The sequence below is a fragment of the Pseudoduganella violacea genome, from assembly GCF_014191875.1.
In the GTDB taxonomy this organism is placed as follows: domain Bacteria; phylum Pseudomonadota; class Gammaproteobacteria; order Burkholderiales; family Burkholderiaceae_D; genus Rugamonas; species Rugamonas violacea_A.
In genome coordinates, this window is the sequence record NZ_JACHXD010000008.1 from 164,058 (window position 1) to 190,837 (window position 26,780).

Consider the following 26,780-nt stretch of genomic DNA (forward strand, 5'->3'; position numbering starts at 1 on the left):
CTGCATGGAGCCAGTAAAGTTTTACTTTGACCCGATCAGCCCGTTTGCCTGGCTGGCCACCAAACACATCGCGCGCATCGAAGCGGCAGGGGTGCGCGTGGAGATGGAACCCATTCTGTTCGCCGCCATGCTGAATGCGCATGGCCAGAAAGGCCCGGCTGAAATCCCGGCCAAAAAAGAATTGACGTTCCGTGATGTGATGCGCCAGGCCCAGGCACAAGGCTTGCGTTTCGTGGGGCCGCCCGGTCACCCCTTCAATCCGCTGACCGCGCTGCGCATGGCCAGCGCCATCGGTGACAGCGGCGAGCGCAAACATTTCGCCACCGCCCTGTTTGCCGCCATCTGGGAAGACGGCCTGAACCCGCACGATGCCGCCGCCCTTACCGAGGTCGCCGACCGCTGCGGCCTGAATGGCGCCGCCCTGCTCGACGCCGCCGGTACACCGGCCGTCAAGCAGGCGCTGGCCGACAGCACCGAACAGGCGATTGCCGCCGGCATCTTCGGCGTGCCCAGCTTCGTCTACCAAGGTGAGCTCTTTTGGGGCGCCGACCGCATCGACTCCCTGCTGCGCCGCATCGCCGGCGAGCGCATCGACGAAGCCCAGCTCGCGGCCTTCCTCGCCCAGCCGCCCCTCGCCCAGCGCCGCTAAAGCCACGCCACACAGCCGAGCTCGTGTCCGATTGGGGTCTGACCCCAAGGTGGACACGGACTCGGCAATAAGCTGCTTAGATTTCTTCGTAGAGCGGGAGGGTCAGGAACTCGGCGAAGCTGGCCGAGGTCGACATCTCTTCGAAGATGACGGCGGCGCGCTCGTAGTTCGGGCTGCTGCCATCGGGGGCGGCGGCTTTGACCTTGGGCAGCTCTTCGGGGATCATGGCGCGCACCATCTCGGCCGTGACTTTGCGGCCGTCTTCCAGCACGCCTTTGCTGGAACGGATCCACTGCCACACTTGCGAGCGGCTGATTTCGGCGGTGGCGGCGTCTTCCATCAGGTTGTGGATGGGCACGCAGCCGTTGCCGCCCAGCCAGCTGCCCAGGTAGTGGATGCCGACGTTGATGTTGTAGCGCAGGCCTGCTTCGCTGATCGGCGCTTCGGGCTGGAAGTTGAGCAGGTCGGCGGCTTTCACGTCGACGTCGGGACGCTGTTTGCCGATCTGGTTGGGCGCATCGCCCAGCACTTTCTTGAATTCGGTCATGGCCAGCTCGACCAGGCCGGGGTGGGCTACCCAGCCGCCGTCGTAGCCGTCGGTGGCGTCGCGCGCCTTGTCGTTGCGCACGCCACCCATGGCGACTTCGTTCTTTTCCGGATCGTTCTTGATCGGGATCAGCGCGGCCATGCCGCCGATGGCCGGAGCGTTGCGCTTGTGGCAGGTCTTCAGCAGCAGCAGCGCGTAGGAGCGCATGAACGGCGAGGTCATCGTCACCTTGGCGCGGTCGGCCAGGCAGAAGTCCTTGTCGAGCTTGAATTTCTTGATGCAGCTGAAGATGTAATCCCAGCGGCCAGCGTTCAGGCCCGAGCTGTGCTCGCGCAGCTCGTACAGAATTTCATCCATTTCGAAGGCGGCCAGGATGGTTTCGATCAGCACGGTGGCCTTGATCGTGCCTTGCGGGATGCCGACTTCGTTCTGCGCCATCACGAAGATATCGTTCCACAGACGCGCTTCCAGGTGCGATTCCATCTTCGGCAGGTAGAAGTAAGGGCCGGCGCCGCGCGCCAGCTGTTCCTTGGCGTTGTGGAAGAGGAAGAGCGCGAAGTCGAAGATGCCGCCCGAGATGCGCTTGCCATCGACCAGCACATGCTTTTCATCCAGATGCCAGCCGCGCGGACGCACGACCAGGGTGGCGATCTTGTCGTTGAGCTTGTAGGACTTGCCGTTCTGTTCCAGCGCAATGGTGCGGCGCACGGCGTCCATCATATTGATCTGGCCGCTGATCTGGTTGTCCCAGTTCGGCGTATTCGAGTCCTCGAAGTCGGTCATATAGCTGTCGGCGCCGGAGTTCAGGGCGTTGATGACCATTTTGCGCTCGACCGGGCCGGTGATTTCCACGCGGCGGCATTGCAGCGCCTGCGGGATCGGTGCAATCGTCCAGTCGCCGTTGCGGATATGGGCCGTTTCAGCCAGGAAGTCGGGACGCTCGCCCTCATCCAGACGCTTGGCGCGGGCCACGCGCGCGGCCAGCAGTTCCTGGCGGCGCGGCTCGAAAGCGCGCGACAGCTTGGCCACCAGCGCCAGCGCTTCCGGCGTCAGCACGCGTTCGTAACCGGGCTGGATGGCGCCGGTGATTTCCATACCTGCTGGCAAAGTGAGGGAGGACTGCGTCATGTTTACTCCAATCTGGGGGAAGGTTGAAAACTCAGTATAGGCTGCGAATCGGGCGGAAATCATTCCCGATTCCGGCGGCATTTGGGCCGCTGCATGATTTGCAGTATATTCACTATTTAGTTATGCAAACGAGACAAAAAATCACTTCATCTGTGCGTTTTTGTCATAAATCCAGACAGGACGCCGCGTGGGACAGTTTCGCCAGATTTCGACTTTTGTAGAAGTGGTTGCCAAGGGCAGCCTTTCCGCCGCCGCCCGCGCCGAGGGCATCGCGCCCGCCGTGATCGGCCGCCGCCTCGATGCCTTGGAACAGCGCCTCGGCGTCAAGCTGCTGCAGCGGACCACGCGCAAGCTGGCCCTGACCGACGAGGGCGCCGCCTTCCTCGAAGATTGCCAGCGCATCCTGGGCGAGCTGGAGGACGCGGAAACCGCCGTGGCCGAACGCAGCGCGCGCGCCACCGGCCATCTGCTGATCTCGGCCCCGGCCGGCTTCGGCCGCCAGCACGTCGCGCCGCTGCTGCCCTCCTTCCTGGCCGAGCACCGCGAGGTGACGGCCACGCTGAACCTGAACGACCGCGTGGTCGATCTGATCGGCGAAGGCGTGGATGTGGCCATCCGCATCGCCAGCATGTCGGATTCGAATCTGGTGAGCGCCAAACTGGCCGATAACCGGCGCGTGGTGGTCGCCACGCCGGCTTATCTGAAGCGCCATGGCAAGCCGCTCGCGCTGGACGACCTGGCCCAGCACAACTGCCTGGCGATCAGCAGCGACGGCAGCCAGCGCGGCTGGACTTTCCGCGAAAACGGCAAGAACGTGACGCGCAAGGTGAATGGGAATATGGCCTGCAACGACGGCGCCGTGCTGCATGCCTGGGTGCTGGCCGATAAAGGCCTGGCCTGGCGCTCGATGTGGGAAGTAGGTGGCGATATCGAGACGGGACGCTTGTGCAGCGTGCTCGATGAGTACTCAGCGCCGGGCAACGATATTTACGCAGTCTTCGCGCAGCGCCGCCATCTGCCGCTGCGCATCCGCGCCTTCGTCGATTTCCTGCGGCGCAGCTACGCCCAGCCCGACTACTGGCGGGCACCGCACAGCCCCGGCTGAAGCCGGCTTACGCGGAGGACGGGCAAAAAAAATCCTCGGGAACCGAGGATTTCTTGTGTCGTCTAGACTCAGCGTATTACAGAGGCTGAATGTTCGATGCTTGCTTACCCTTTGGACCGGAGGTCACGTCAAAAGAAACGCGTTGGTTCTCTTGCAGGGATTTGAAGCCGGCCGATTGAATCGCCGAGAAGTGAGCGAACAGATCTTCGCCGCCTTCGTCAGGGGTAATGAAGCCAAAACCCTTCGAATCATTGAACCATTTTACGATACCAGTTGCCATTACAATTCCTATTACAGTTAAATGAGCTTGCGCCCGTGATATCGTTTGAAGCAAGTAGGAAATGACAGACTGACTGCACTACCCTTGAATCTAACGATCCCGCATTATACCGAATAAAACGTCAAAAACACGTCTTCGCGAAAATAATTGCGGCTGAGTGGTAGAAATGCTGAAAACCTGCGTTTTCACGCAATATTTCGCACCAAAACGCGGCAAAACAGATGCAGCGCTCACTCAGCCGCCAAAATTGCGTGCGGTATGAGACCTACTATAGGCAATCCATGTGGGGATGATTTGATAAATCTCAAGCCTGCGGCGGGTAGTGTTGTGCGCTTGGCTCTTGCGCTGCCCACGTTAATAGGGTATCGATTTCAGCCGCTGTCAGCGGCCAGTCGCCCTCGCCGGCCAGCAAGCCGCGCAGCTGCTGCTCCAGGCGGCGCGCCTGTTCGCCGAGCACCTTGAAGCCGAAAGAGCCGGCGGAACCGGCCACGGCATGCAGACTTTCATGCAGTTGGCGCAGATGCTCGGGGGTGGCGCCGCGTTCGCGGCATTGGGCGAGCGCCTGGGCGATCGCCGCCATCCTTTGCGGCACGCTGGCGGCGAACTTTTCGTTCAGCGCAGCCAAGCGGGCATGGTAGGCGGGATCGACCGGGGTCGCCATGGGGATTACTTGGTGCCGAAGATGCGGTCGCCGGCATCGCCCAGGCCAGGCACGATGTAGGCGTGATCGTTCAGGTGGCTGTCCAGCGAAGCGCAGTAGATCTTCACGTCCGGATGCGATTTCTGGAACACCTCGATGCCTTCCGGCGCGGCCACCAGGGCCAGGAAGATGATCTGGTCGTCGCTCACGCCACGGTTTTTCAGCACGTCCACGGCGTGCACGGCCGAATTGCCGGTTGCCACCATTGGATCGCACAGGATGAAGATGCGGTCGACCAGGTCCGGCAGACGCACCAGGTATTCCACCGGCTGGTGGGTATCCGGGTCGCGGAACACGCCGATATGGCCGACGCGGGCCGAGGGCACCAGGTTCAGCAGACCATCGCTCATACCGATGCCGGCACGCAGAATCGGCACCACGGCCAGCTTCTTGCCGGCGATCACAGGCGCGTCGATGGTCATCAGCGGGGTTTCGATTTCGCGCGTGGTCAGCGGCAGGTCGCGGGTGATTTCATATCCCATCAGCAGGGTGATCTCTTTCAGCAGCTCACGGAAGGTGCGCGTGGACGTAGCCTTGTCGCGCATATGGCTGAGCTTGTGCTGAATCAGGGGATGGTCGGTGATAAATAGATTCGGGAAACGTGGATCTTGTTTCATAGTTACTCTTTTTATATTAAGTACATTGGCTTGTATACCCGGCATTATCCCAGCCGGAGCCGCAGCCTGTCTATGTTTGGGCCGATAAAAAGCCCGACCCGCCTGGAGCGCCGGTTCAAACCTGCAAGGCGCGCGCCAAAATGGCGGCGCAGTCCGTCTCCGGCGGCAAGCGGCCGTATGCCCCGCCCGGTTCGCGCGCCAATCGCGAGGCCACGAAGGCCGAACTGACATAGGCCGGCGCATGGCGCAGCAGCAGGCCGGCCTGCACCGCCAGCACGATGCGTTCGGCCAGCAGGCGCGCGCCGAACTCGGCGTCGGCAGCCTTGTTCAGCGCATCGGCGGCGGCGCTTGCGGTATCCGCCGCTGCGCGGCCAGTGTTTGCCAGCCCGGCCAGCTCTGCCAGCAAAACCGAGCAGAACCCGCTGTAAACCGTATTCGCGGCGCCGGCCAGGCCCAGCTCGGCCGCCAGCGCGATCGCGCCATCGGGCGACCGCGAGAAGGCGCGCAGCACGTCCAGGCACATCACATTGCCCGAGCCTTCCCAGATCGAATTGACTGGAAATTCGCGATACAGCCGCGCCAACGGTCCATCCTCGACATAGCCGCTGCCGCCGAGCACCTCCATCGCCTCGGCGCCGAAACCGGGGCCGCGCTTGCAGATCCAGTATTTGCCGGCCGGCGTCAGGATGCGCGCCAGCATGGTTTCTGCCGGGTCGTCCGCATGGTCGAAGCAGCGCGCCAGCCGCATGGCGAAGACGGTGGCGGCCTCCGATTCCAAGGCCAGATCAGCCAGCACATTGCGCATCAGCGGCTGCTCGGCCAGCGGCTTGCCGAAAGCATGGCGCTGGCGCGCGTGGTGGATGGCCTGGGCCAGCGCGGCGCGCATGATGCCGGTGCTGCCCAGCACGCAATCGAGGCGGGTGTGGCTGCCCATTTCCAGGATGGTGGGAATGCCGCGCCCCGGCTTGCCCAGCAGCCAGCCGTAGGCGCCGGTGAATTCTACTTCGGATGAGGCGTTCGAGCGGTTGCCCAGCTTGTCCTTCAGGCGCTGCACGCGGATCTGGTTATGGCTGCCGTCCGGCAGAAAGCGCGGCAACAGAAAACAGGACAGGCCAGCGCTGCCGCCATGCTCGGTCTGCGCCAGCACCAGGTGGGCGTCGCACTGCGGCGCCGAGAAGAACCATTTATGGCCGACGATGCGGTAAACCTGCGCGCCCTCCTCGCCGAACACGCGTTCCGCCTCGGCCGCGCTCACTGCTTCGGCAAAGCTAGTATTACTACGCACATCGGAGCCGCCCTGCTTCTCCGTCATGCCCATGCCGATCAGGACGCCGCGCTTGCGCGCCATCGGCAGCGGCCGCGGATCGTATTCGCGCGACAGGATCTTGGGCAGCCAGCGCTCGGCCAGCGCGGGCGACTGCTTCAGCGCCGGCACACTGGCATACGTCATGGTCACCGGGCATTGCGAGCCGTTTTCCAGCTGGCCGAACAGGATGTAGCGCGCCGCGCGCAGCACCTGGCCGCCGGCCTCGCGCCCATCCCAGGGCGAGGCGTGGGCGCCGTATTCGATCAGCATCTTCATCAGCGCATGCCAGGCCGGATGGAATTCGATCTCGTCGATGCGCTGGCCGTTGCGGTCGAAATTGTGCAACTGGGGAGAATTGCGGTTGGCCTGGCGCGCCAGATCGAGAATCTCGCTCCGTCCCAGCATCTCGCCGAGCGCGGCCAGGCCGTCGCTGGCGCCGGCATCGATGGCCTGGCCCTCGCGCGCCACCGCCTCGCACAGAGCCGGATCGCAGCGGAACAGGTTCACATTGCCGAACGGCGCAACCTGATTATGGATTTCATGCGTATCGAATGGGTTCATCGCGCCGCCTCCAAAGCTGGAGGTCCAGACTAGCGCAAAGCAAGGGAAGCGGCAAGCGCGCGCACCAGCCTGCACGCGGCTTGGCGGGCCGGATCAAGCTGCCCAACAAAACATCAGCGCAGAAGGTTTTGCAGGAATAAAATAGTGTTTTACGCTTCCCGATAAGAAAAATAAGGAAAAGCAGCAAGGATATTGCTTTTTTTCATGTAATTTAACTCCCATCAGTGATACATTTCGTTCTGGTTTTGCAAGTTTCACAGGCCATGACGCATTAATAATGGCATGTGAACAAAGTGATATGCAGAAATTGAAAGATCAGACCGAAACAATGCTCTCCAGCCCAGCCAGCGTTCCCGAACGCGAACATCGGAATGAGATCGACCGGCTTCTGGAAGAAGCTGGCGATATCGTATTCCGCACTACCCTGCTGGGCCAGATCCTGTTCGCCAGCCAGCGCAGCGCCACCTTGCTGGCCGCGCCGCGCGAACTCGAAGGCCAGATGCTGGCCGGCGTGGTGGCCGACAGCGACCAGCCAGTGCTGAAAACGGCGTTGGCCGGCGTGGTGCAGGCCCAAGCCGCGAGCAAGGTCGAACTGCGTTTGCGCACGCCCGACCTGGACACCTGGTTCGAGCTGCGCGTCTCCCTCTACCGCAATGCCGAGGGCGCGCAAGAGCTGCTGCTGGTGGGCCGCGACATGACGACCCAGCACGCGACCGAGGAAAGATTGCGCCATATGGCGACCCACGATGCGCTGACCGAGTTGCCCAACCGGCTGCTGCTGTCGGACCGCATCCGCATGGTGATCGCCCATGCGCGCCGTTCCGGCCAAGGCTTCGCGGTGGCGACCATCGGCCTGGATAGTTTCAAGAAAGTCAACGACGGCCTGGGTCATCCGGTGGGCGACGCCGTGCTGCGCGAAGCGGCCGCGCGCCTGCGCAAGACCCTGCGCGACAGTGACACCCTGGCCCGCGTCGGCGGCGATGAATTCGTGGCCGTGCTGCCCGGCACCGCCAGCGAGGCGCAGATCAAGCTGGTCACGGGCCGCCTGCTGGCGACCCTGCAGTCGCCCTTCGAAGTCGAAGGCCATACGATTTATGTCGGCGCCTCGGTCGGCGTCTCGGTCTATCCCCAGCACGCGGAAGACGAAGTACGCCTGGTGGCCAATGCCGACGCCGCCATGTCGCGCGCCAAGGAGACCGGCAAGGCGCGCTGCGTGGTCTACAGCCCGCGCCACAGCGGCCCGCCGGAGCACGATATTTCGCTGGAAGCGGCCATGTTCCAAGCCGTGCGCGAGGGCGAGTTCATGCTGTATTACCAGCCCATCGTCAACGCCGTCACGCGCGATATCGAGGGTTTCGAAACCCTGATGCGCTGGAAGCATCCGACCCTGGGCATGGTGCCGCCGGCGCGTTTCGTGCCAATTGCCGAAACCAATGGCTTGATTAATCTGCTCGGCGCCTGGGCTTTAAAATCGGCTTGCGTCCAGCTGAAACAATTTCAGGAAGTGGCGAGGCGGCCGCTATATATCTCTGTTAATATCAGCCCCCGGCAATTCCGCAATGATAAATTCCTGGATGTGCTCGACGATGCGATTACATTCTCCGGCCTCGCTGGTGAACAATTGGTTTTAGAAATTACTGAAGGCACGCTGATGATCGATCCGGTGCACGCCGAATCCATCCTCAGCAAAATGGCCGAGCGCAAGGCGCGCATCGCCATCGACGATTTCGGCACCGGCTACTCTTCGCTGGCCTATCTGAAGCGCTTCCCCATCTCCGTGCTGAAAATCGATCGCGCCTTCATCCGCGACCTGCCCGGCTCGGAAAAGGACGGCGCCATCTGCAACGCCGTGCTGGACCTGGCCAAGCACTTGAATCTCTCGGTGGTGGCCGAGGGCGTGGAAACCGACGAGCAACTGCGCTACGTGCAGGAACGCGGCTGCCACTATATCCAAGGCTACCTGACCGGCAAACCGATGGCCGCCAATGTAGCGCTGGCCGCGCTGAAAGAGCGCACCTACGCCAATCTGCGTCCGGAAGAACAACGCCAGGTGCAGCAATGAACGGACAATTCATCGCCGGTACCAAGCTGGGCGAAAAGACCCTGAACAAGCTGTGGGAATGCACCCGGCTGCAGGGCGATATGCCGGGCTTCGCCAAGGCCATCACCGCCATCCTGGGCGCCATGCGCGGCGAAGACGACCAGGAATTCAGCATGGCCGGCACCGTGCTGTCCGATCCCGTCTTGACGCAGAAAGTGCTGCGCCTGGCGAACAGCAGCATGTATTCCGCCTTCGGCCAGCACGTCAACACCATCACCAAGGCCGTGCTGGTGCTCGGCACCGAGGCGATCGGCCACCTGGCCCTGGGCTTGAAGCTGATCGAAGAGCTGTCGAACGCCTCGCCCGATTCCGGCATCGCCCATATCGAGATGGAAAAAGCGGTATTGGCCGGCATGGTGGCGCGCGAAGTGGCCGGCAGCGCCGATCCGCGCTCGGCGGAAGAAGCCGTGGTGTGCTCCATGCTGCAAACCCTGGGCCGCATGATGCTGACCTTCTATATGCCGGAGCGCTGGACCGAGCTGCAGGAACGCGCCGGCGAAGGCAAGGAAGGCGATGCCGCGCTGGAGCTGCTGGGCCTGAGCATCGAGGAAATCGGGCGCGCCACGGCCATCCACTGGGGCTTGCCGAAAAACCTGATCGCGGGCATGCGCAATGTCGGCCCGATCGATCCCGACGCCGGCATCGGCCACCAGGACTGGATCGCCGGCATCTCCACCATGTCGCGCCTGTGCGCCGAGTCGCTGTGGCACGACAATGAAGCCGGCGCCGCCGAGGTGCTGCGCCTGACCGAGGACTATGCCGGCATGCTGGGCGTCTCGCCGCAGCAGCTGCAGACGGCCATCGAACAGGCCAAGGTGGTGGCGGCGGCCGATCTGTCGATCGCGCCCCTGTCCAAGCCCGCCGAGCGGCGCGCCAAGGCGCTGGCCCGCACGCGCCAGCGCCAGGAGGGCAATAAGATCCTGCTCAGCGGCTTGGCCGATATGCGCGACGTGGTCGATAGCGCCAGCCCGGGGCAGATGGTGTCGATCGCGCTGGAAACCGTGTTCCAGGGCCTGGACTTCTCGCGCGCCGTCGCCTTCGTGCACAACCGCCGCGAAGGCCGCTACGCCGCGCGCATGTGCTTCGGCGAAGGCATGAAGGAAAAACTGGGCCAGATGGTGTTTGACGACGCCTATGAACCGAACGTCTTCCATGCGGCGCTGACCAGCGACCGCGTGATCTTCATCGAAAATGCGCACGATCCGAAGTTTGCCGCCAAGCTGCCGGCATGGTGGAAAGCCACCCTGTCCGAGGCGCGCAGCTTCATCGTGCTGCCGCTGTCGGCGCATGGTCATCCGGCGGGCTTCATTTACGGCGACTGGGACGAGTCCTTCCCGCCGATCGAATTGAGCCAGACCGAATTCAGCCTGCTCAACGATATGCGCGCCCTGGTTGCCAAGGCGGTCGAGCACCGCCAGCAGCTGGAAACGGCCAGCAACCGCGTGGCCTGATCAGGCCACGCCCGCCGGCTTGCTTCCGGGCTGGCTGCGTGCCTGCCAGCGGAAAGACAGCGCGGCGGCGCCCAGCGACAGCGCCGCCAGTCCCGACGCCACATAGTAGACCGATTCCGGTCCCATCTTCTCCCAGCACTGCGACAGGAACAGGCCGCCCAGCGTGCCGCCCACGCCATAGGAAATGCTGATGTAGAGGGCCTGGCCGCGCGCCTGCAAGGGGCCGGCGAACCAGCGCTGCATGGTCATCACGGACGAGGAATGATGCAGGGCGAAAGTGGCCGCATGCAGCAGTTGGGCCGCGAGCAGCAGCGCCAGCGACGTTGCGCCGGCGCCGATCAGGGCGAAGCGCAGCACGGCCACCGCCAGCGTCAGATACAGCATGCGCCGCGCGCCCCAGCGCTTGAACAACGGCGCCTGGAAATAGAACAGCAGCACTTCAGCCACCACGCCCAGCGACCACATGGCGCCGATCATCGCCTTGCTATACCCTGCCCGCTCCAGATACAGCGAATAGAAGGTGTAGAGCGAAGTATGGGCCGCCACCATCAAGGCGGTCGACAGGAAGAAGGCCAGCACCTCGCGCTGGCGCAGCACGCTGAGCAAGGCTGGCGGCGCTTCCCGGTGCGGCGGGCGCGGCACGTCCTTGAGGCGGAAGGCGGCGCCGAAGACGCACAGCAGCAGGCCGCCCGCCACCCAGGGCAAGGCATTGGTGCCGTAGGCGTCGAGGGCGAACGCCGCGCCCATCGAGGAAATGATGAAACCGATCGAGCCCCATAGCCGAATACGTCCATAGTTACTTAGGTCGCCGCGCATCTCGGACAGCATCAGCGCCTCGCAGATCGGTCCCTGCGCGCTGGTGAAGAGATTCAGGAGCACCATGGCGATAAAGAAGTGGACGAAGGTAAAGCCGAAGAAGAAGCCGGAAAACGCCGTCAGCGCGGCCGCGCCGGTCAGGCGCAGCACCAGCACGCGGCGTTCGGAATGGTCGGCCACATAGCCCCAGACATTCGGCCCGAAAATGCGCAGCACCTGGATCAGCGACATCAGCACGCCGATCTGCGCCACCGTCATGCCCTTGCCGGCGAAGAACAGGCTGGCGTAGGTGGAGAACGTACCGGCGTGGGCGTAATAGCAGAACAGGAAGAGCGCGAAACTGACGGACTGGCTAGGCATGGCGGAGCGCCTCGCGGCGCGGTAAAAACAAAGGCCGCGCGTGGCGGCCATGAATCAAGGAAGCCGAAACGCTTACTTGTGCTTCGAAATATCCGGCGTGGACACGCGCACATCGCCGCACTGGGCGCGGTGCATCAGGGCGTGGTCCATCAGCACCAGGGCCAGCATCGCTTCGGCGATCGGCGTGGCACGGATGCCGACGCAGGGATCGTGGCGGCCGAAGGTTTCCACCATCACCGGATTGCCGTCCTTGTCGATGGAGCGGCGCGGCGTGCGGATCGAGGACGTGGGCTTGATGGCGATCGAAGCGGTGATGTCCTGGCCGGTCGAAATGCCGCCCAGGACGCCGCCGGCGTTATTGCCGACAAAGCCTTGCGGCGTCAGCTCGTCGCCATGTTCCGAGCCTTTCTGCGCGACACAGCGGAAGCCGGCGCCGATCTCCACGCCTTTGACCGCGTTAATGCCCATCATGGCGTAGGCAATGTCGGCGTCGAGCTTGTCGTAAATCGGCTGGCCCAGGCCCACCGGCACGTTCTGCGCCATCACCTCGATGCGCGCGCCGATGGAATCGCCATCGCGGCGCAGCTGGTCCATGGCCTCTTCCATGCGCGCGATCAGGGCCGCGTCGCCGGTGGCGGCGAAGAAGGGATTGTCGGCCACATGTTCCCAGCCCTGGAAAGGAATCTCGATATCGCCCAGTTGGCTCATGCAGCCCATGAAGACGGTGCCGTACTGCTGCTTGAGCCACTTCTTGGCAATCGCCGCCGCGCCCACCACCGGCGCCGTCAGGCGCGCCGAGGAACGGCCGCCGCCGCGCGGGTCGCGCACGCCGTACTTATGCCAATAGGCGTAGTCGGCATGGCCGGGACGGAAGCTGTCGACGATATTGCCGTAATCCTTGCTGCGCTGGTCCTGGTTGCGGATCATCAGCGCAATCGGGGTGCCGGTGGTCACGCCCTGGTAGACCCCGGACAGGATCTCCACCGTGTCCGGCTCCTGGCGCTGGGTGACGTGGCGCGAGGTGCCGGGCTTGCGGCGGTCCAGCTCAGGCTGGATATCGGCCTCGGACAATTCCAGCCCCGGTGGGCAGCCATCGATTACGCAGCCGATCGCCGGGCCGTGGGATTCGCCAAAAGTGCTAACGGAAAAGAGTTTGCCAAAAGAGTTGCCGGACATAATTTTCTTATCGTGGGTGGGCGGGAAAACAAGCCATTCTACCAGCCCTGCGCCCGCCTGCCCGCCTCCCAGTATCAAGTGCAAATTCCGCATGGAAACGACGTCCCATATATGCAAAATTTCTTATAAGAATTACACTGCTTTGCAGTACAATTCCACCTAAACTTGCATTAGGGAAGTCGGCGGTGTTGGGAAAGCGATGAATTAATCGTTCTCTTTAACAATTCGCTATATACTTAAACACAGAAACGCCCGTGCAATCCTGGAGAAGCCACACATGCCCCCATCGATCACGCCCCTTGACGAGAACGCCAAGGACGATCACGACGACCTGGTGTTTTTAGAGGAGCATCCGGCGCCCCAAGCGGCAGCCGCAACGCGCAGTGTCTGGCGGGTGATGATTATCGACGATGACGAAGACGTCCATTCCACGACCACCTTCGCCCTCGGCAACCTCGACATGCAGCATCGTCCGCTGGAGTTCGTGCACGCCTATTCGGCGGCGCAGGCGCGCGAGCTGCTGAAGCAGGAACAGGAAATCGCCGTCATCCTGCTCGACGTGGTGATGGAGCAGGACGACGCCGGCCTGCACCTGGTGCGCTATATCCGCGAAACGCTGCGCATGGCCGACGTGCGCATCATCCTGCGCACCGGCCAGCCCGGCTATGCGCCCGAGATCGACGCCATCCGCGATTTCGACATCAACGATTACAAGACCAAGTCCGAGCTCACGCGCATCAAGCTGTACACCACGGTGACGGCGGCGATCCGCTCGTATGAACAGATCCGCAAGATCAACGACAGCCGGCGCGGCCTGAACCAGATCATCAACGCCAGCACCGAACTGATGGCGCTGCACGGCGTGCACAATTTCGCCGCCGGCGTGCTGGCGCAGATCGCCACCCTGCTGGGCCAGGAAGCGAGCGGCGTGCTGTGCGCCCAGGAGTGTCCGGACAGCGGCTGCCGCGAACTGCACGTGATCGCCACGGCCGGCCAGTACCGCCACCTGGAAAACGCGGTGATGACCACCACCATCGATGCGCGCATGGCCGATTCGATGGAACGCACGCTGGCCGAGCACCGCAACCAGTACCGCGACGAATACGTCACCCTGCACTTCTCGGGCAAGGCCAGCCGCGCATTCGTCGCCTACCTGGACCTGCGGCGCGCGCCGACCGAACTGGAAGAGCGCCTGCTGGAAGTCTTCTGCGGCAATGTGGCCGTGGGCCTGGAGAATGTGGAACTGGTGTCGCACCTGCACAAGGCGGCCTTCTACGACACCCTGTCCAAGCTGCCCAACCGCACGCGCCTGATCGAGATCCTGGACGCCACACTGGCCGGCCCGGCCAAGCAGGACGCCACCCTGTCCCTGGTCGACCTCGATCACTTCGCCGAAACCAACGACGCCCTGGGCCACGAATTCGGCGACATGCTGCTGGTGGCGGTGGCGGCGCGCCTGCAAAACAGCCTGGGCCAGCAGCTCACGGTGGCGCGCATCGGCGGCGACATCTTCTGCCTGCTGGGCGACTCCAGCCAGATCAATCCAGCCTGCATCCTGTCGCTGTTCCAGACGCCGTTCAGCATCGAGGGCCAGGATGTGCAGCTGTCCGCCACCCTGGGCCTGGTGCGCCTGGCCGAGCATGACGGCAGCGGCGCCGATGCGCTGAAAGATGCCGACATCGCGCTGAAACGCGCCAAATCGCAGCAGCGCGCCGGCCACTTCTACTTCTCGCGCAGCATGGGCGTGGAAATCCGCGAACGCGTGCGCATGATGCACGCGCTGCGCACGGCCTTCGGCCAGAACCAGCTGTTTGTCGTGTACCAGCCGCAGATCGACCTGTTCTCGCGCCGCCCGGTCGGCGCCGAAGCCCTGCTGCGCTGGCAGACGCCGGACGGCAAATTTATCTCGCCCGACCGCTTCATCCCGATTGCCGAGTATTCCGGCCTGATCATCGAACTGGGCGAATGGGTGATGCGCACCGCCTGCCGCGAGCTGGTGGCGCTGCGCGCCGCCGGGCATGAAGACTTCACCATGTCGATCAATGTGTCGCAGGTGCAGTTCCGCCACCCGCACTTCCTCGATATGCTGCGCCGCGCCCTGAGCGATACCGGCGCGCCGCCCGAGTATGTGGAGCTGGAGATCACCGAATCCATGGCCATGGAAGAGCCGGACCTGCTGATCAAGATGCTGGCCCAGATCAAGCAGACCGGCGTCACCATCGCCATCGACGATTTCGGCACCGGCTTCTCCTCGCTGTCCTATCTGCAGCGCCTGCAGATCGACCGCCTGAAGATCGACCGCGCCTTCGTCACCGAAATCACCGGCTCGGCGCGCGGCAGCAGCATCGCCGAGATGGTGATCCAGCTGGGCCGCAACCTGGGCCTGGCCGTGATCGCGGAAGGCGTGGAGGACGAGCGCCAGGCGCAGATCCTGCACACGCTGGGCTGTCCGCTGGCCCAGGGCTTCCTGTTCGCCCGTCCGATGACGAACCAGGCCCTGCTGGGCTGGCTCGGCAACGATGCGCTGGCCGGCGTGGCCTGACGCAGCGCCGCTGCCCCAATAAAAAACGCTACCGGGTGGTAGCGTTTTTTGTTTGAGCGGCTGGCGCAAGCCGGCTCAGTTCTGCGCCTCATCGGCCGCTTCGGCCGGCCAGTCGCGGATATAGGCTTTCAGCATGCGGTTCTCGAAGCTCTGCGCTTCCAGCACGGCGCGCGCCACATCGTAGAAGGAAATCACGCCCAGCAGCGTTTTGGCGTTCATCACGGGCAGGTAGCGCGCATGCTTTTCCAGCATGATGCGGCGCACCTCATTGACTTCGGTATCCGGGGTCACGGTGATCGGATGGTCGTTCATATGCTTGCGCACCGTGCCGCCGCCCACCGAACCCTGGTTCGTATGCAGCGCCTGCAGCACTTCGCGGAAAGTCAGCATGCCGACCAGATCGCCGAATTCCATGACCACCAGCGAACCGATATCTTTCTCGGCCATGGTATTGGCCGCTTCCACCAGGGGTTGATCCGGCGAGATCGTGTAGAGAATATTGCCTTTGACTTGGAGAATTTCGGAGACTTTCATTTGGGGCCGTCCTGTGGATGATGTCGGTTTGGTTTTATTGTAAGCCGTACTTGGAATGTAGCGTAAGACAAATGAAAAATCCAGAGTTCCGCATAATTAAATAACAATACTATTCATCTCTTTGATAACGCTGTAGCATCCTGAGCATCCAATCACAGCGAAGGGAGCAATATGAGCGGTCCCCAGTACCCGGGTTTCGATACCCTTGCCCTGCATGCCGGCGCCGCGCCGGACCCCGCCACGGGGGCGCGCGCCACCCCGGTGTATTTCAGTTCCTCCTTTGCCTTCCGCGATTCCGACCATGCCGCGGCCCTGTTCAATATGGAGCAGGCCGGCCATGTATATTCGCGCATCTCGAATCCCACCAATGCCGTGCTGGAAGAGCGCATCGCCGCGCTGGAAGGCGGCGTGGCCGGCATCGCCACGGCCAGCGGCCAGGCCGCCATGCACCTGGGCCTGAGCACCATCGCCGGCGCCGGCTCGCATATCGTCGCCTCGCGCGCCCTGTACGGCGGCTCGCACAATCTGCTGGGCTATACGCTGAAGCGCTTCGGCATCGACACCACCTTCGTCGATCCGCGCGACCTGGACGCCTGGCGCGCCGCGATCCGTCCCAATACCAAGGTCTTGTTCGCCGAGACGCTGGGCAATCCCGGCCTCGACGTGCTGGATATTCCGCGCGTGGCCGAGCTGGCGCACAGCCAGCATCTGCCGCTGATGATGGACGCCACCTTCACCACGCCCTACCTGCTGCGTCCTTTCGACCATGGCGCCGACCTGGTGTTCCACTCGGCCACCAAATTCCTGTGCGGGCATGGCACGGCCATCGGCGGGCTGCTGGTCGATGGCGGCACCTTCGACTGGCAAGCCGCTTACGACCAGAGCGGTCGCTTTGGCGAGTTGTGCGAGCCGTATGATGGCTTCCACGGCATGGTCTTCGCCGAGGAATCGACTGTGGCGGCGTTCGCGCTGCGCGCGCGGCGCGAAGGCTTGCGCGACTTCGGCGCGGTCATGAGCCCCCACAACGCCTTCGCCGTGCTGCAGGGGATCGAGACCCTGAGCCTGCGCATGGAGCGCCATGTGGCCAATACGCGCAAGGTGGTGCAGTTCCTGTTGTCGCATCCGGCGGTGGAGTCGGTGTCTTATCCGGAACTGCCCGAGCATCCCGACTATGAGCTGGCCAAGCGCCTGCTGCCCAAGGGCTGCGGCGCGGTGTTTTCCTTCAACCTGAAAGGCGACCGCGCGGCGGGACGGCGCTTTGCCGATGGGCTGAAAGTGTTCTCCCATCTGGCCAATGTGGGCGACGCCAAGTCGCTGGTGATCCATCCGGCATCGACCACCCATTTCCGCGTCCCGGCCGATCAATTGGCGGCCTCCGGCATCGCGGAAGGCACGATGCGCCTGTCGGTCGGCCTGGAGGATGCGGACGACCTGATCGAAGATTTGGCGCGCGGCCTGAAACTGGCGCAGAAAGGAGGCTGAGATGCTGCTCAATGTACAAGGGGCGCAAGCCTACTGCTATACCGGCGGCAAGGCCTTCGATGCGCAGCTGCCGACGCTGGTCTTCATCCACGGCGCGCAGAACGACCATTCGGTGTGGGGCTTGCAGTCGCGCTACTTGGCGCACCACGGCTACAGCGTGCTGGCGGTCGACCTGCCGGGCCATGGCCGCAGCAAGGGCGCGGCCAAGCGCAGTGTCGAGGAGCTGGCCGACTGGCTGATCGCGCTGCTGGACGCGGCGGGCGCGCTGCGCGCGGCGCTCATCGGCCACAGCATGGGTTCCCTGGTCGCGCTGGAAGCGTCGCAGCGCGCGCCGCAACGGGTCAGCCATCTGGCGCTGCTGGGATCGACCTATCCGATGAAGGTGTCGGACGCCTTGCTGGAGGCGGCGCGCAGCGAGGAGCAGACGGCCATCGATATGGTCAATATCTGGTCGCTGTCCTCGCAAACCATGCCTTGCGCCGTGCCGGGCGTATCGCTCAGCGGCAGCGCGCGGCGGCTGATGCAGCGCATGTCGCGGCTCAATCCTGAACAGCTGTTCCATACCGACTTCAGCGCCTGCAATGCCTACGCCGGCGGCGAAGCGGCGGCGCGCGCGGTCAGCTGCCCCACCCTGTTCGTCTTTGGCGGCAAGGACATCATGACGCCGCCCAAGTCCACCAAGCTGCTGCGCGAAACGATTGCCCATGCGCAGACGGTGCAGGTGGACGCCGGCCACCAGATGATGGCCGAGCAGCCCGACGCCGTGCTGGCCGCGCTGCGCGGCTTCCTCAAGCAGGACAGCGCTTGAACTAGTCGCGGCTGTATTGGGCAAAGTGCTGGGACAGCGTTTTGCCCAGCCCTTCTTCCACCGCCGCTTCGGCCTGGCGCGCCAGCCCGGCGGCTTCGCGGCTGGCCTGCTGGTCGCGTTCATCGTCCGAATCGGCGATCACACCGGCGTTCAGGGCCATGCCGCCGAAGACGAACAGGCGGTAGACATCGGCCAGGGTCAACATGTCCGGATTGACCAGCAGCACCCAATGGTCGGCGCCATCGCTGGCGTGCTTGCCCCATTGGACGCGCGGCGGCGCCTCGACCTTGACCTTGCCGACCCAGCCCTGGCCCAGCATCTTTTCCAGCAGCACATCCATTTCATCGAAGCCTAAGCGGGTACGGGCGCGGATGGCGCCCGCGTTCACCAGCGCCGTCTCGCCGTGGCGGCTGGCGCCGTACAGCACCTTGAGCACGGCCATGGCGTCGACAAAGGCGCCGCCCGGCACTGCCTCATGCCACCAGCGTTCGTACTTCACCACTGGCAGCGCCGCCGTCAGCAAGGCGCCCAGCAGCGTCACCAGCCATGAGAGGTAGACCCACAGCAGGAAAATGGGCAGGGCCGCCAGCGCGCCGTAGATCTTGGAATACGTCGGAAACTGGGCGATGAAGAAGGCGAAGCCGCGCTTGGCCAATTCGATGCCGAGCGCCGCCAGCAGACCGCCGCAGATGGCGTCGCGCCAGTCCACCATGCGGTTCGGCACCGCCATATACAGCAGCGTGAACACGGCTGTGGTCAGCCCGATCGACAGGATGGTGGCAAACAGCGCGCCATACACATCGCCCACCAGATTGCTGGTGGCGCTGAAAAAGTGCGAGGACAGCGTCAGCGACACGCCCGCCACCAGCGGCCCGAGCGTGATCAGCGCCCAGTAGACCAGGATGCGCCGCGTCCAGCGCCGCTCGGCCTTCACGCGCCAGATGCGGTTGAAGGCCTTTTCGATGGTGGCCATCATCGCCACGGACGTCAGCAGCAGCGTGATCGCGCCCACCGCCGACAGGCGCGTGGCCTTGTCGGCGAAGGTGGTCAGGTAATTCAGGATGGTGTTCGAGATCGCCTTCGGCATCAGGCTCTGGATGAAATACGCCTCCAGCGCCGTGCGGAAGCTCTTGAACATCGGGAAGGTGGTGAAAATGGCAAGGGCGATCGTCAGCACCGGCACCAGGGCGAAGACGGTGGTGAACGTCAGGCTGCCCGCCACTTGCGGCAGGCTTTCCTCGCGCAGGCGGCGGCGGGCGAACAGCACCAGATCGCGGATCTCGTGCCAGGACAGCGCGCGCAGCTCGGCCATGCCGCTGTGGTAGCGGCCGGAAAGGTGTTGGAAAACGGGAGAGATGTACTTTGCAACCATGTAGTGTTTTGTTTTATCGTTGGCAGACGGTCTATATGCCGCCCTCTAAAGCGCCATATGATAGCAACAACGCCGCCGCAGGCTCGTTATCTCTACATTAATAGCTGTGCCATCATTACTATCCTTGCAATAGAAACGTGTATTCTTGAAGCTGATACAGGAGGGCAAGCAATGGAACCCCTGACGGATAACCCAGTGATTGCAGAAATCACCCACCATTTCCTGGCTCTGCAGGCATATGTGCCGCTTCGCCCTATTCACACCGAAGAGAGCTATGAACAAGCGATCGGCAGCTTGAATGCGCTGCTGGACCAGGGCGCGGCAAACGATGGCCATCCCCTTGCAGACTTGGTCAACGCCTTGGGCGCCATGATCGAACAATATGAGGCGATTCACTACCCTCAGGAAGCAGTCTCTCCGACAGATATGCTGCGTATGCTGATGGATCAGCATCGGCTTTCGCAATCCGACTTACCGGAAATTGGCGCGCAAAGCGTGGTGTCGGAAGTACTGAGCGGCAAACGCGAACTCAACGTCCGCCAGATCCGGGCACTTGCGGCTCGTTTCAAGCTCCCTCCTGGTGCGTTCTTCTGATTCCCGCCCGCGTCATTCCTCTCGGAGCAAGGGCAATATGACATAAAATAGCAGGATGATTTCATCCAACCTGACTATTCTTGTATTGTTTTATTCGAGGCATGGCTCTACCCGCAAGCTGGCCGAGTTGATTGCGCAGGGTGTGGAGAGCGTTCCGGGCTGCGATGCCCGCCTGCGCACCGTGCCCGCCGTGTCCACCGTGGCCGAGGCGACGGCACCGGAAGTGCCGGCCGAGGGCGCGCCCTATGTGGAGCTGGATGATTTGCAGGATTGCGCCGGATTGGCTCTCGGTTCGCCGACCCGTTTCGGCAATATGGCTGCGGCCATGAAGTATTTTTGGGATGGCACCTCGGCCCAGTGGCTGTCGGGCACCCTGGCGGGCAAGCCGGCCTGCGTGTTCACGTCCACCGGCAGCCTGCATGGCGGCCAGGAGTCGACGCTGCTGTCGATGATGATCCCGCTGCTGCACCATGGGATGATGATCATGGGCCTGCCCTACACCCATCCCGAGCTGATGACCACCGCCAGCGGCGGTTCGCCCTACGGCGCCAGCCACTGGTCTGGCCTGGATGGCAAGAAGCCGCTGAGCGAGGATGAAAAGCGCCTGGCCGTGGCGCTGGGCCGCCGTCTGGCCGAAACGGCAGTGAAGATGCGGAGCGCATGATGCAAGACCTAAAACAGAAAATCTTCCACTGGGGCGCCATCGGCAGTCTGGGCCTGCTGATTCTGTGGTGCGTGGCCTGGGAAATGTGGATCGCGCCTTTGAAGCCGGGCGGTTCCTGGATGGTGCTGAAGGCGGCGCCGCTGCTCTTTCCCCTGCTGGGCGTGATCAAACGCGATCTCTACACGCTGCAGTGGACGTCGATGATGATCCTGCTCTATTTCACCGAGGGCGTGGTGCGCGGCTGGAGCGACAAGGCGGCGCCCTGGCTGGGTTGGGGCGAGGCGGCCATCGTGGTGGTCTACTTCCTGTGCGCGATCCTGTATGTGCGGCCGTACAAAAGGGCGGCCAAGAAGGCGGCCAAGGAATTGCTGGACAAAATCAACCCCGTCAAGCATAGCGATTAAGCGGCCAGCCCGCAGCACCACATGAGCGCAAACTCCCCCCAGACCTCCTCCGATTTTCTCGCCGCCTGCCGCGCCTTGAGCGGCGCGGCCCATGTGCTGGACGATCCGGCCGATATGGCGCCCTTCCTGCGCGACTGGCGCGGGCGCTTCACCGGCCAGGCCTTGGCCGTGCTGCGGCCCGGCAGCGTGGACGAGGTGGCGGGCCTGGTGCAGCTGTGCGCCGCATACCGCATTCCCCTGGTGCCGCAAGGCGGCAATACCGGTCTGGTGCTGGGCAGCGTGCCCGATGCCAGCGGCAGCGCTGTGGTGCTGTCGCTGGCGCGCCTGAACCGGGTGCGCGCCATCGATGCGGTCAACCGCACCATGACGGTGGACGCGGGCTGCATCCTGCAGCAGGTGCAGGAGGCGGCAGCGGTCGAGGGTTGTCTATTCCCCCTGTCGCTGGCGGCCGAAGGCAGTTGCACCATCGGCGGCAACCTCTCCACCAATGCCGGCGGCATCGCCGTTCTGCGCTACGGGAATACGCGCGAGCTGTGTCTGGGCCTGGAAGTGGTCACGCCGCAGGGCGAGGTGTGGAGCGGCTTGCGCGGCCTGCGCAAGGACAATACCGGCTACGATCTGCGCGACCTGTTCATCGGCGCCGAAGGCACGCTGGGCGTCATCACGGGCGCGGTGCTCAAGCTGTTCCCCCAGCCGAAAGCCAGCATCACGGCGCTGGCCGCCCTGCCCTCGCCGCAAGCGGCCTTGCAATTGCTGACCATGATGCAGGATAGCTGCGGCGCCAGCCTGACCGGCTTCGAACTGATGTCGGCTTACTGCCTGGAGCTGGTGGCACGCCATTTCCCGCAATTGCAGCAGCCTTTCGCGCACAAGCATGCGCAATACGTGCTGCTGGAGCTGTCCAGCAGCGAATCGGAAGAACACGCCGTACAACTGCTGGAACGCGGCATCGGCGCGGCGCTGGAGGCTAGCGTCATCGAGGATGCGGCCGTCGCCTCGTCGGTGGCGCAGTCGCTGGCCCTATGGCAGTTGCGCGAGCATATCCCGCTGGCGCAGGCGGCCGACGGCAAGAACATCAAACACGATATTTCGCTGCCGGTGTCGCGCATCGGCGAATACATCGCCCATACCGAGCCGCTGCTGCAGCAGGCGTTTCCAGGCTGCCGCCTGGTGTGCTTCGGGCACCTGGGCGACGGCAATCTGCATTTCAATGTGGCGCCGCCGGCCGGCATTGCCAGCGAAGCCTTCCTGGCGAACCAGGACGCGGTCAACCGCGTGGTGCACGACGCCGTGGTGGCGTTCGGCGGTTCGATCTCGGCCGAACATGGCATCGGCGCGCTGAAACGCGATGAGCTGGCGCGCTATAAATCGCCGGTGGAGCTGAACCTGATGCGCGCCATCAAGGCCGCGCTGGACCCGCTGGGCATCATGAATCCAGGGAAAATCCTATGAGTCGCCTGTTCTGTGTTCTGGCTGGACTGTGCCTGGCGGCGCAGGTTTCGGCCCAGACCATGCACAAATGCGTGGTCGATGGCAAAACGATGTATAGCGAAGCGCCTTGCGCCGATGGCCGCGGCACGACGCTGGCCACGCCGCCCGTGCCGCCGCCCGATCCGCAAGCCAAGGCCGAGCTGAAACTCCAGCAGCGCGAGTTGAAGCAGTTGCAGAAAGAGCGCAAGCAGCGCGCAGCCCGGGATGAAGCGGACCTGCAAAGGCATGAGCACCGCGCCGCCGAAAAACGCAAGCGCTGCGACCGGCTCGCGCTCGACAAGAAATGGGCGGACGAAGATGCCCGCGCCGCCGTCGGCTCGAACGCCGACAAAGCCAGACAACGCGCCCAGCGCACCGGCGAAAAGCTGGCGCTGGAATGCCCGCGTTGAGTCCCGCGCCCGGCAAGCAGCAGGCCGCCGCGCTGCGGCGCCTGTCGCGCTGGCTGCTGCTGGGCGAATGGCGCGCCCATCCGCTGCGCGCGCTGATGGCGATTGCCGCCATCGCCGTGGGCGTGGCGCTGGGCTTCGCCATCCACCTGATCAACGGCGCCGCCTTCAACGAATTCTCCACCGCCATCAGCAGCCTGTCCGGCCAGGCCGATCTGCAGGTCAGCGCCACCGAAGCGTATTTCGACGAAGAGATTTATCCGCGCCTGGCGCAAAAGCCGGAAGTAGCCGTGGCCTCGCCGGTGTTGCAGCTGGATGCCGTCGTCCCTGGCCAGAAACAGCCGCTGCGCATCATCGGCATGGACAGCTTCCGTTCGATGTTCATCACGCCAGATCTGCTAGCTGTGCCGGCCAGCGGCGACCCGACCGACAGCATGGCGGCCGACGCCCTCTTCCTGTCCGGCGCGGCGGAAAGCTGGCTGGGGCCAAAGGCGGGCAGCATGGTCGCCTTCCAGTCCGGCACCCGGCCCGTGGCGCTGCGCTTCGCCGGTTCGCTGCAGCGCGCCCGTGTCGGCCAGCGCCTGGGCGTGATGGACCTGGGCGCCCTGCAATGGCGCTTCAATAAGCTGGGCCAGTTGTCGCGCATCGACCTGAAACTGCGCGATGGCGTGGACCGCAAAGCTTTCCAGGCGCAGTTGACGCAGGAACTGCAAGCCGCCTACCCCGGCCGTTTCCGCGTCAGCCAGCCGAACGACGAGAACCAGAATAGCCGCAACAGTAATCTGAGCCGGGCTTACCGCGTCAATCTCAGCGTGCTGGCCTTGGTGGCCCTGTTCACCGGCGCCTTCCTCGTGTTTTCTACCCAGGCCCTGTCCGTGACGCGCCGCCGCAGCCAGTTCGCCCTGCTGCGCGTGCTGGGCCTGGAGCGCCGCCGCCTGCTGCGCCAGGTGCTGCTCGAAGGCCTGAGCCTGGGCATTCTGGGCGCGGCGCTGGGCATCGGCGCCGGCTACGCTTTTGCCGCCGCCGCGCTGCGCTTTTTCGGCGGCGACCTTGGCGCGGGTTATTTCTCGGGCGTGCAGCCGGCGGCGCAATTCGACCTCGGCGCCGCCATCGTCTACTTCCTACTCGGCGTGGGCGTGGCCTTGCTGGGCTGCGCCGGTCCGGCCTGGGAAGCGGCGCGCGCCACGCCCGCCGTGGCGCTCAAATCCGGTTCGGACGAAATGGCGCTCAGGCGCCTGGCCAAGGCCTGGCCAGGCCTGGCCTGCCTCGCGGCGGCCGCGCTGATGGCGCTGGCGCCGCCGGTAACGGAACTGCCGCTGTTCGGTTATCTCTCGATTGCGCTGCTGCTGATCGGCGGCATCTCGTTGATGCCGCGCCTGGCCGCCCTCACCTTCCGCCTGGCGCACCGGCGCTGGCAGGCGGCAATGGCCGGCCGCAGCGCACCGCCCGCTGTGCCGACCTTGACCCTGGCCCGTCTCGCCAATGCCTCGGGACAGGCGGGTGTGGCGCTGGGCGGGGTGCTGTCCAGTTTCAGCCTGATGGTGGCGATGGCCATCATGGTGGCCAGCTTCCGCGTGTCGGTGGACGACTGGCTGCTGCAGATCCTGCCCGCCGACCTGTACGCCAATGCCGGCGCGGGCAGCACGGCCGGCCTGTCGCCGCAGAACCAGCAAGCCATCCGCAGCCTGCCGGGCGTGGCGAAAGCTGATTTCATGCGTCTGCGCTCCGTCTCGCTGGCGCCCGACCGCGCCAATGTCATGATTATGGCGCGCAATATCGATGAAGCCCACCTGGACAAAGCCATGGTGCTGACCAGCGAGGTGCGGGTCCAGCCGGCAGGCCGCAAGCTGCCGCCGGTCTGGGTTTCGGAGGCGATGGCCGACCTGTATCGGGCCAAGCCGGGTGGCGTGCTGACCCTGCCACTGCAGGGCCGGCCGCATGAATTCTTCGTCGGCGGTATCTGGCGCGACTACGCGCGCTCCACCGGCGCGGCGATAATCCAGCTATCCGACTACCGCGCCATCACCGGCGATATGGAAGTCTCCGGCACCGCCATCTGGCTGGAGAAAGGCGCCAGCGCCGCCACAGTTCAGCAGCACCTGAAAGCCCTGGAGTTCGGCGGCGCGCTGGAAGTCACATCGCCCGGCGAGCTGCGCGCCCTGAGCCTGAAAATTTTCGACCGCAGCTTTGCCGTCACCTATCTGCTGGAGGCCATTGCCATCGTCATCGGCCTGTTCGGCGTGGCCGCGACCTTCTCGGCCCAGACCCTGGCGCGGGCGCGCGAATTCGGCATGCTGCGCCACGTCGGCCTGACGCGGCGCCAGATCCTGGGCATCCTGGCGCTCGAAGGCGGCACGCTGACGGCGCTGGGCATCGCCACCGGCTTTGTGCTCGGTCTGGCCATCAGCGTGATCCTGGTCTACGTCGTCAATCCCCAATCCTTCCACTGGAGCATGCAGATGCACTTCCCCTGGGCCTTGCTGGCCAGCGTGGCGGGCGCCCTGCTCGTCGCGGCCGCGCTCACCGCCCTGTTCGCAGGCCGCCAGGCCTTGTCGGGCGGCCCGCTGCGCGCCGTGCGGGAGGATTGGTGATGCGCATCTTATTGGCCCTGCTCCTGCTGTTCGCCAACGCTATCGCATTGACCGCGCCGCCCCAGTTTACGCCGGTCACGCCGCTGGCGCCGGGCAAAACCCTGGACTTCCCCCATGATTTCGGCGCGCATCCCGGCTTCAAGACTGAATGGTGGTACGCCACCGGCTGGCTGACCACGGCCGATGGCAAGGCGCTGGGCTACCAGGTCACGTTCTTCCGCAGCGCCACCGGCCATGATCCGGATAATCCCAGCCGCTTCGCACCAAAACAGCTGGTGATCGGCCATGCCGCCCTGTCCGATCCGGCCATCGGCAAGCTGCTGCACGACCAGCGCAGCGCGCGCGAGGGCTTCGGACTGGCTTTCGCCAAGGAAGGCAATACCGACGTCAAGATCGATCACTGGCGCATGCGGCGTGGCGAAGATGGCAATTATCAAGTCGACATTGACGCCGCCGATTTCAGCCTCCATCTGCAGCTTGCACCCAGCCAGAAACCCCTGCTGCAGGGCGAAAACGGCTTCTCGCGCAAAGGACCGCAACCGCTCCAGGCCAGCTACTACTACAGCGAGCCGCAGCTGCGCACCAGCGGCAGCATCAAGGCCAAGGATGGGACGGTGCGCGCGGTCAGCGGCGTGACCTGGCTCGATCACGAGTGGTCCAGCCAGGTGCTCGACGAAAACGCGGCGGGCTGGGACTGGGTGGGCATCAATCTGGACGACGGCGGCGCGCTGATGGCTTTCCAGATCCGGAGCAAGGGAAAAGACGGCGCAAGTGGTAAACTATGGGGCCATGCGACATGGCGCGACGCATCCGGCAGGATCACGCACTATGCGCCGGACCAGGTCAGCTTTACCCCGCAAGCGCGCTGGCGTTCGCCGCGCACCAATGCCGAGTATCCCGTTGCCACCCAGATCGCCACCGGCAGCACGCTGTGGCAGGTCGCGCCCTTGCAGCAGGACCAGGAGCTGGACTCGCGCCGCTCGACCGGCTCGGTGTATTGGGAGGGCGCGGTGACGGTCAGCCGCGACGGCAAGCCGGTCGGCCGCGGCTACCTGGAGTTGACGGGCTATGCCCGTCCGATGAAATTATAAAGACGCTTACTAACAATACTGCGA

23 protein-coding genes are annotated in these 26,780 nt (G+C 64.1%); 14 read left to right on the forward strand and 9 right to left on the reverse strand.

The window, feature by feature from the left end:
* Positions 1-4: 4 nt before the first annotated feature.
* Positions 5-649: a 2-hydroxychromene-2-carboxylate isomerase gene (locus tag FHS03_RS15465; protein WP_183441842.1), complete on the forward strand. Its 645-nt coding sequence runs from the start codon at positions 5-7 to the stop codon at positions 647-649.
* A 76-nt stretch (positions 650-725) separates the two neighbouring features.
* On the opposite strand, the gene aceB is transcribed toward FHS03_RS15465, so the two are convergent.
* Entirely contained in the window at positions 726-2,324 is a 1,599-nt protein-coding gene (aceB, locus tag FHS03_RS15470; RefSeq protein WP_183441843.1) for a malate synthase A, read from the reverse strand.
* Between the two features lie 187 nt (positions 2,325-2,511).
* Between aceB and FHS03_RS15475 the strand changes: the two genes are divergently transcribed.
* Complete coding sequence (locus FHS03_RS15475) at positions 2,512-3,429, forward strand: LysR family transcriptional regulator (RefSeq protein ID WP_183441844.1); 918 nt, start codon at positions 2,512-2,514, stop codon at positions 3,427-3,429.
* A 76-nt stretch (positions 3,430-3,505) separates the two neighbouring features.
* Here the strand turns inward: FHS03_RS15475 and FHS03_RS15480 are convergent, their stop codons facing one another.
* From FHS03_RS15480 to FHS03_RS15495, 4 genes are all read right to left on the reverse strand, one after another.
* Complete coding sequence (locus FHS03_RS15480) at positions 3,506-3,709, reverse strand: cold-shock protein (RefSeq protein ID WP_050408059.1); 204 nt, start codon at positions 3,707-3,709, stop codon at positions 3,506-3,508.
* A 304-nt stretch (positions 3,710-4,013) separates the two neighbouring features.
* A complete protein-coding gene (locus FHS03_RS15485) occupies positions 4,014-4,370 on the reverse strand; it encodes an Hpt domain-containing protein (protein WP_183441845.1) in 357 nt (118 codons plus the stop codon).
* A 5-nt stretch (positions 4,371-4,375) separates the two neighbouring features.
* Positions 4,376-5,026 carry a uracil phosphoribosyltransferase gene (upp, locus tag FHS03_RS15490; protein WP_183441846.1) on the reverse strand — a complete coding sequence of 217 codons (651 nt, stop codon included), beginning with the start codon at positions 5,024-5,026 and terminating at the stop codon, positions 4,376-4,378.
* Positions 5,027-5,141: 115 nt separating this feature from the next.
* Positions 5,142-6,893: an isovaleryl-CoA dehydrogenase gene (locus FHS03_RS15495; protein WP_183441847.1), complete on the reverse strand. Its 1,752-nt coding sequence runs from the start codon at positions 6,891-6,893 to the stop codon at positions 5,142-5,144.
* 328 nt (positions 6,894-7,221) lie between these two features.
* On the opposite strand from FHS03_RS15495, the gene FHS03_RS15500 reads away from it, so the two are divergent.
* Both FHS03_RS15500 and FHS03_RS15505 read left to right on the forward strand, forming a co-directional pair.
* Entirely contained in the window at positions 7,222-8,955 is a 1,734-nt protein-coding gene (locus tag FHS03_RS15500; RefSeq protein ID WP_183441937.1) for a putative bifunctional diguanylate cyclase/phosphodiesterase, read from the forward strand.
* Complete coding sequence (locus FHS03_RS15505) at positions 8,952-10,445, forward strand: HDOD domain-containing protein (RefSeq protein WP_183441848.1); 1,494 nt, start codon at positions 8,952-8,954, stop codon at positions 10,443-10,445. The genes FHS03_RS15500 and FHS03_RS15505 overlap by 4 nt, the downstream gene beginning before the upstream one ends.
* Here FHS03_RS15505 and FHS03_RS15510 read toward each other — a convergent pair whose 3' ends face one another.
* Entirely contained in the window at positions 10,446-11,621 is a 1,176-nt protein-coding gene (locus tag FHS03_RS15510) for an MFS transporter (RefSeq protein WP_183441849.1), read from the reverse strand.
* 72 nt (positions 11,622-11,693) lie between these two features.
* Complete coding sequence (aroC, locus tag FHS03_RS15515) at positions 11,694-12,797, reverse strand: chorismate synthase (RefSeq protein WP_183441850.1); 1,104 nt, start codon at positions 12,795-12,797, stop codon at positions 11,694-11,696.
* A gap of 277 nt (positions 12,798-13,074) precedes the next feature.
* On the opposite strand from aroC, the gene FHS03_RS15520 reads away from it, so the two are divergent.
* The gene (locus FHS03_RS15520; RefSeq protein ID WP_183441851.1) at positions 13,075-15,339 is read left to right on the forward strand and encodes an EAL domain-containing response regulator; all 2,265 of its coding nucleotides are present in this window, start codon (positions 13,075-13,077) and stop codon (positions 15,337-15,339) included.
* A 75-nt stretch (positions 15,340-15,414) separates the two neighbouring features.
* On the opposite strand, the gene FHS03_RS15525 is transcribed toward FHS03_RS15520, so the two are convergent.
* Positions 15,415-15,873, reverse strand: a complete 459-nt coding sequence (locus FHS03_RS15525) for a CBS domain-containing protein (RefSeq protein WP_050408066.1) — start codon at positions 15,871-15,873, stop codon at positions 15,415-15,417.
* Between the two features lie 171 nt (positions 15,874-16,044).
* On the opposite strand from FHS03_RS15525, the gene FHS03_RS15530 reads away from it, so the two are divergent.
* Together FHS03_RS15530 and FHS03_RS15535 are read left to right on the forward strand one after the other, a co-directional pair.
* Positions 16,045-17,355, forward strand: coding sequence for an O-acetylhomoserine aminocarboxypropyltransferase (locus tag FHS03_RS15530; RefSeq protein WP_183441852.1), 1,311 nt, complete (start codon positions 16,045-16,047; stop codon positions 17,353-17,355).
* 1 nt (position 17,356) lies between these two features.
* Positions 17,357-18,163: an alpha/beta fold hydrolase gene (locus FHS03_RS15535; protein ID WP_183441853.1), complete on the forward strand. Its 807-nt coding sequence runs from the start codon at positions 17,357-17,359 to the stop codon at positions 18,161-18,163.
* A gap of 1 nt (position 18,164) precedes the next feature.
* On the opposite strand, the gene FHS03_RS15540 is transcribed toward FHS03_RS15535, so the two are convergent.
* On the reverse strand, positions 18,165-19,535 hold the full coding sequence (locus FHS03_RS15540; RefSeq protein ID WP_183441854.1) for a YihY family inner membrane protein: 1,371 nt from the start codon (positions 19,533-19,535) through the stop codon (positions 18,165-18,167).
* A 171-nt stretch (positions 19,536-19,706) separates the two neighbouring features.
* Between FHS03_RS15540 and FHS03_RS15545 the strand changes: the two genes are divergently transcribed.
* From FHS03_RS15545 to FHS03_RS15575, 7 genes are read left to right on the forward strand one after another with little or no spacing between them, the layout of a single operon-like run.
* Positions 19,707-20,129: a helix-turn-helix domain-containing protein gene (locus FHS03_RS15545; RefSeq protein ID WP_183441855.1), complete on the forward strand. Its 423-nt coding sequence runs from the start codon at positions 19,707-19,709 to the stop codon at positions 20,127-20,129.
* Between the two features lie 55 nt (positions 20,130-20,184).
* Positions 20,185-20,793, forward strand: a complete 609-nt coding sequence (wrbA, locus tag FHS03_RS15550; RefSeq protein WP_050408069.1) for an NAD(P)H:quinone oxidoreductase — start codon at positions 20,185-20,187, stop codon at positions 20,791-20,793.
* Complete coding sequence (locus FHS03_RS15555; protein WP_183441938.1) at positions 20,793-21,197, forward strand: DUF2069 domain-containing protein; 405 nt, start codon at positions 20,793-20,795, stop codon at positions 21,195-21,197. Before wrbA ends, FHS03_RS15555 begins: the two co-directional genes overlap by 1 nt.
* Before the next feature lie 21 nt (positions 21,198-21,218).
* Positions 21,219-22,649 carry an FAD-binding oxidoreductase gene (locus FHS03_RS15560; RefSeq protein WP_183441856.1) on the forward strand — a complete coding sequence of 477 codons (1,431 nt, stop codon included), beginning with the start codon at positions 21,219-21,221 and terminating at the stop codon, positions 22,647-22,649.
* The gene (locus FHS03_RS15565) at positions 22,646-23,077 is read left to right on the forward strand and encodes a DUF4124 domain-containing protein (protein ID WP_183441857.1); all 432 of its coding nucleotides are present in this window, start codon (positions 22,646-22,648) and stop codon (positions 23,075-23,077) included. The genes FHS03_RS15560 and FHS03_RS15565 overlap by 4 nt, the downstream gene beginning before the upstream one ends.
* Positions 23,065-25,665, forward strand: coding sequence for an ABC transporter permease (locus FHS03_RS15570; protein WP_183441858.1), 2,601 nt, complete (start codon positions 23,065-23,067; stop codon positions 25,663-25,665). Before FHS03_RS15565 ends, FHS03_RS15570 begins: the two co-directional genes overlap by 13 nt.
* On the forward strand, positions 25,665-26,756 hold the full coding sequence (locus FHS03_RS15575; protein WP_183441859.1) for a lipocalin-like domain-containing protein: 1,092 nt from the start codon (positions 25,665-25,667) through the stop codon (positions 26,754-26,756). The genes FHS03_RS15570 and FHS03_RS15575 overlap by 1 nt, the downstream gene beginning before the upstream one ends.
* The last annotated feature ends 24 nt before the right edge of the window (positions 26,757-26,780 follow it).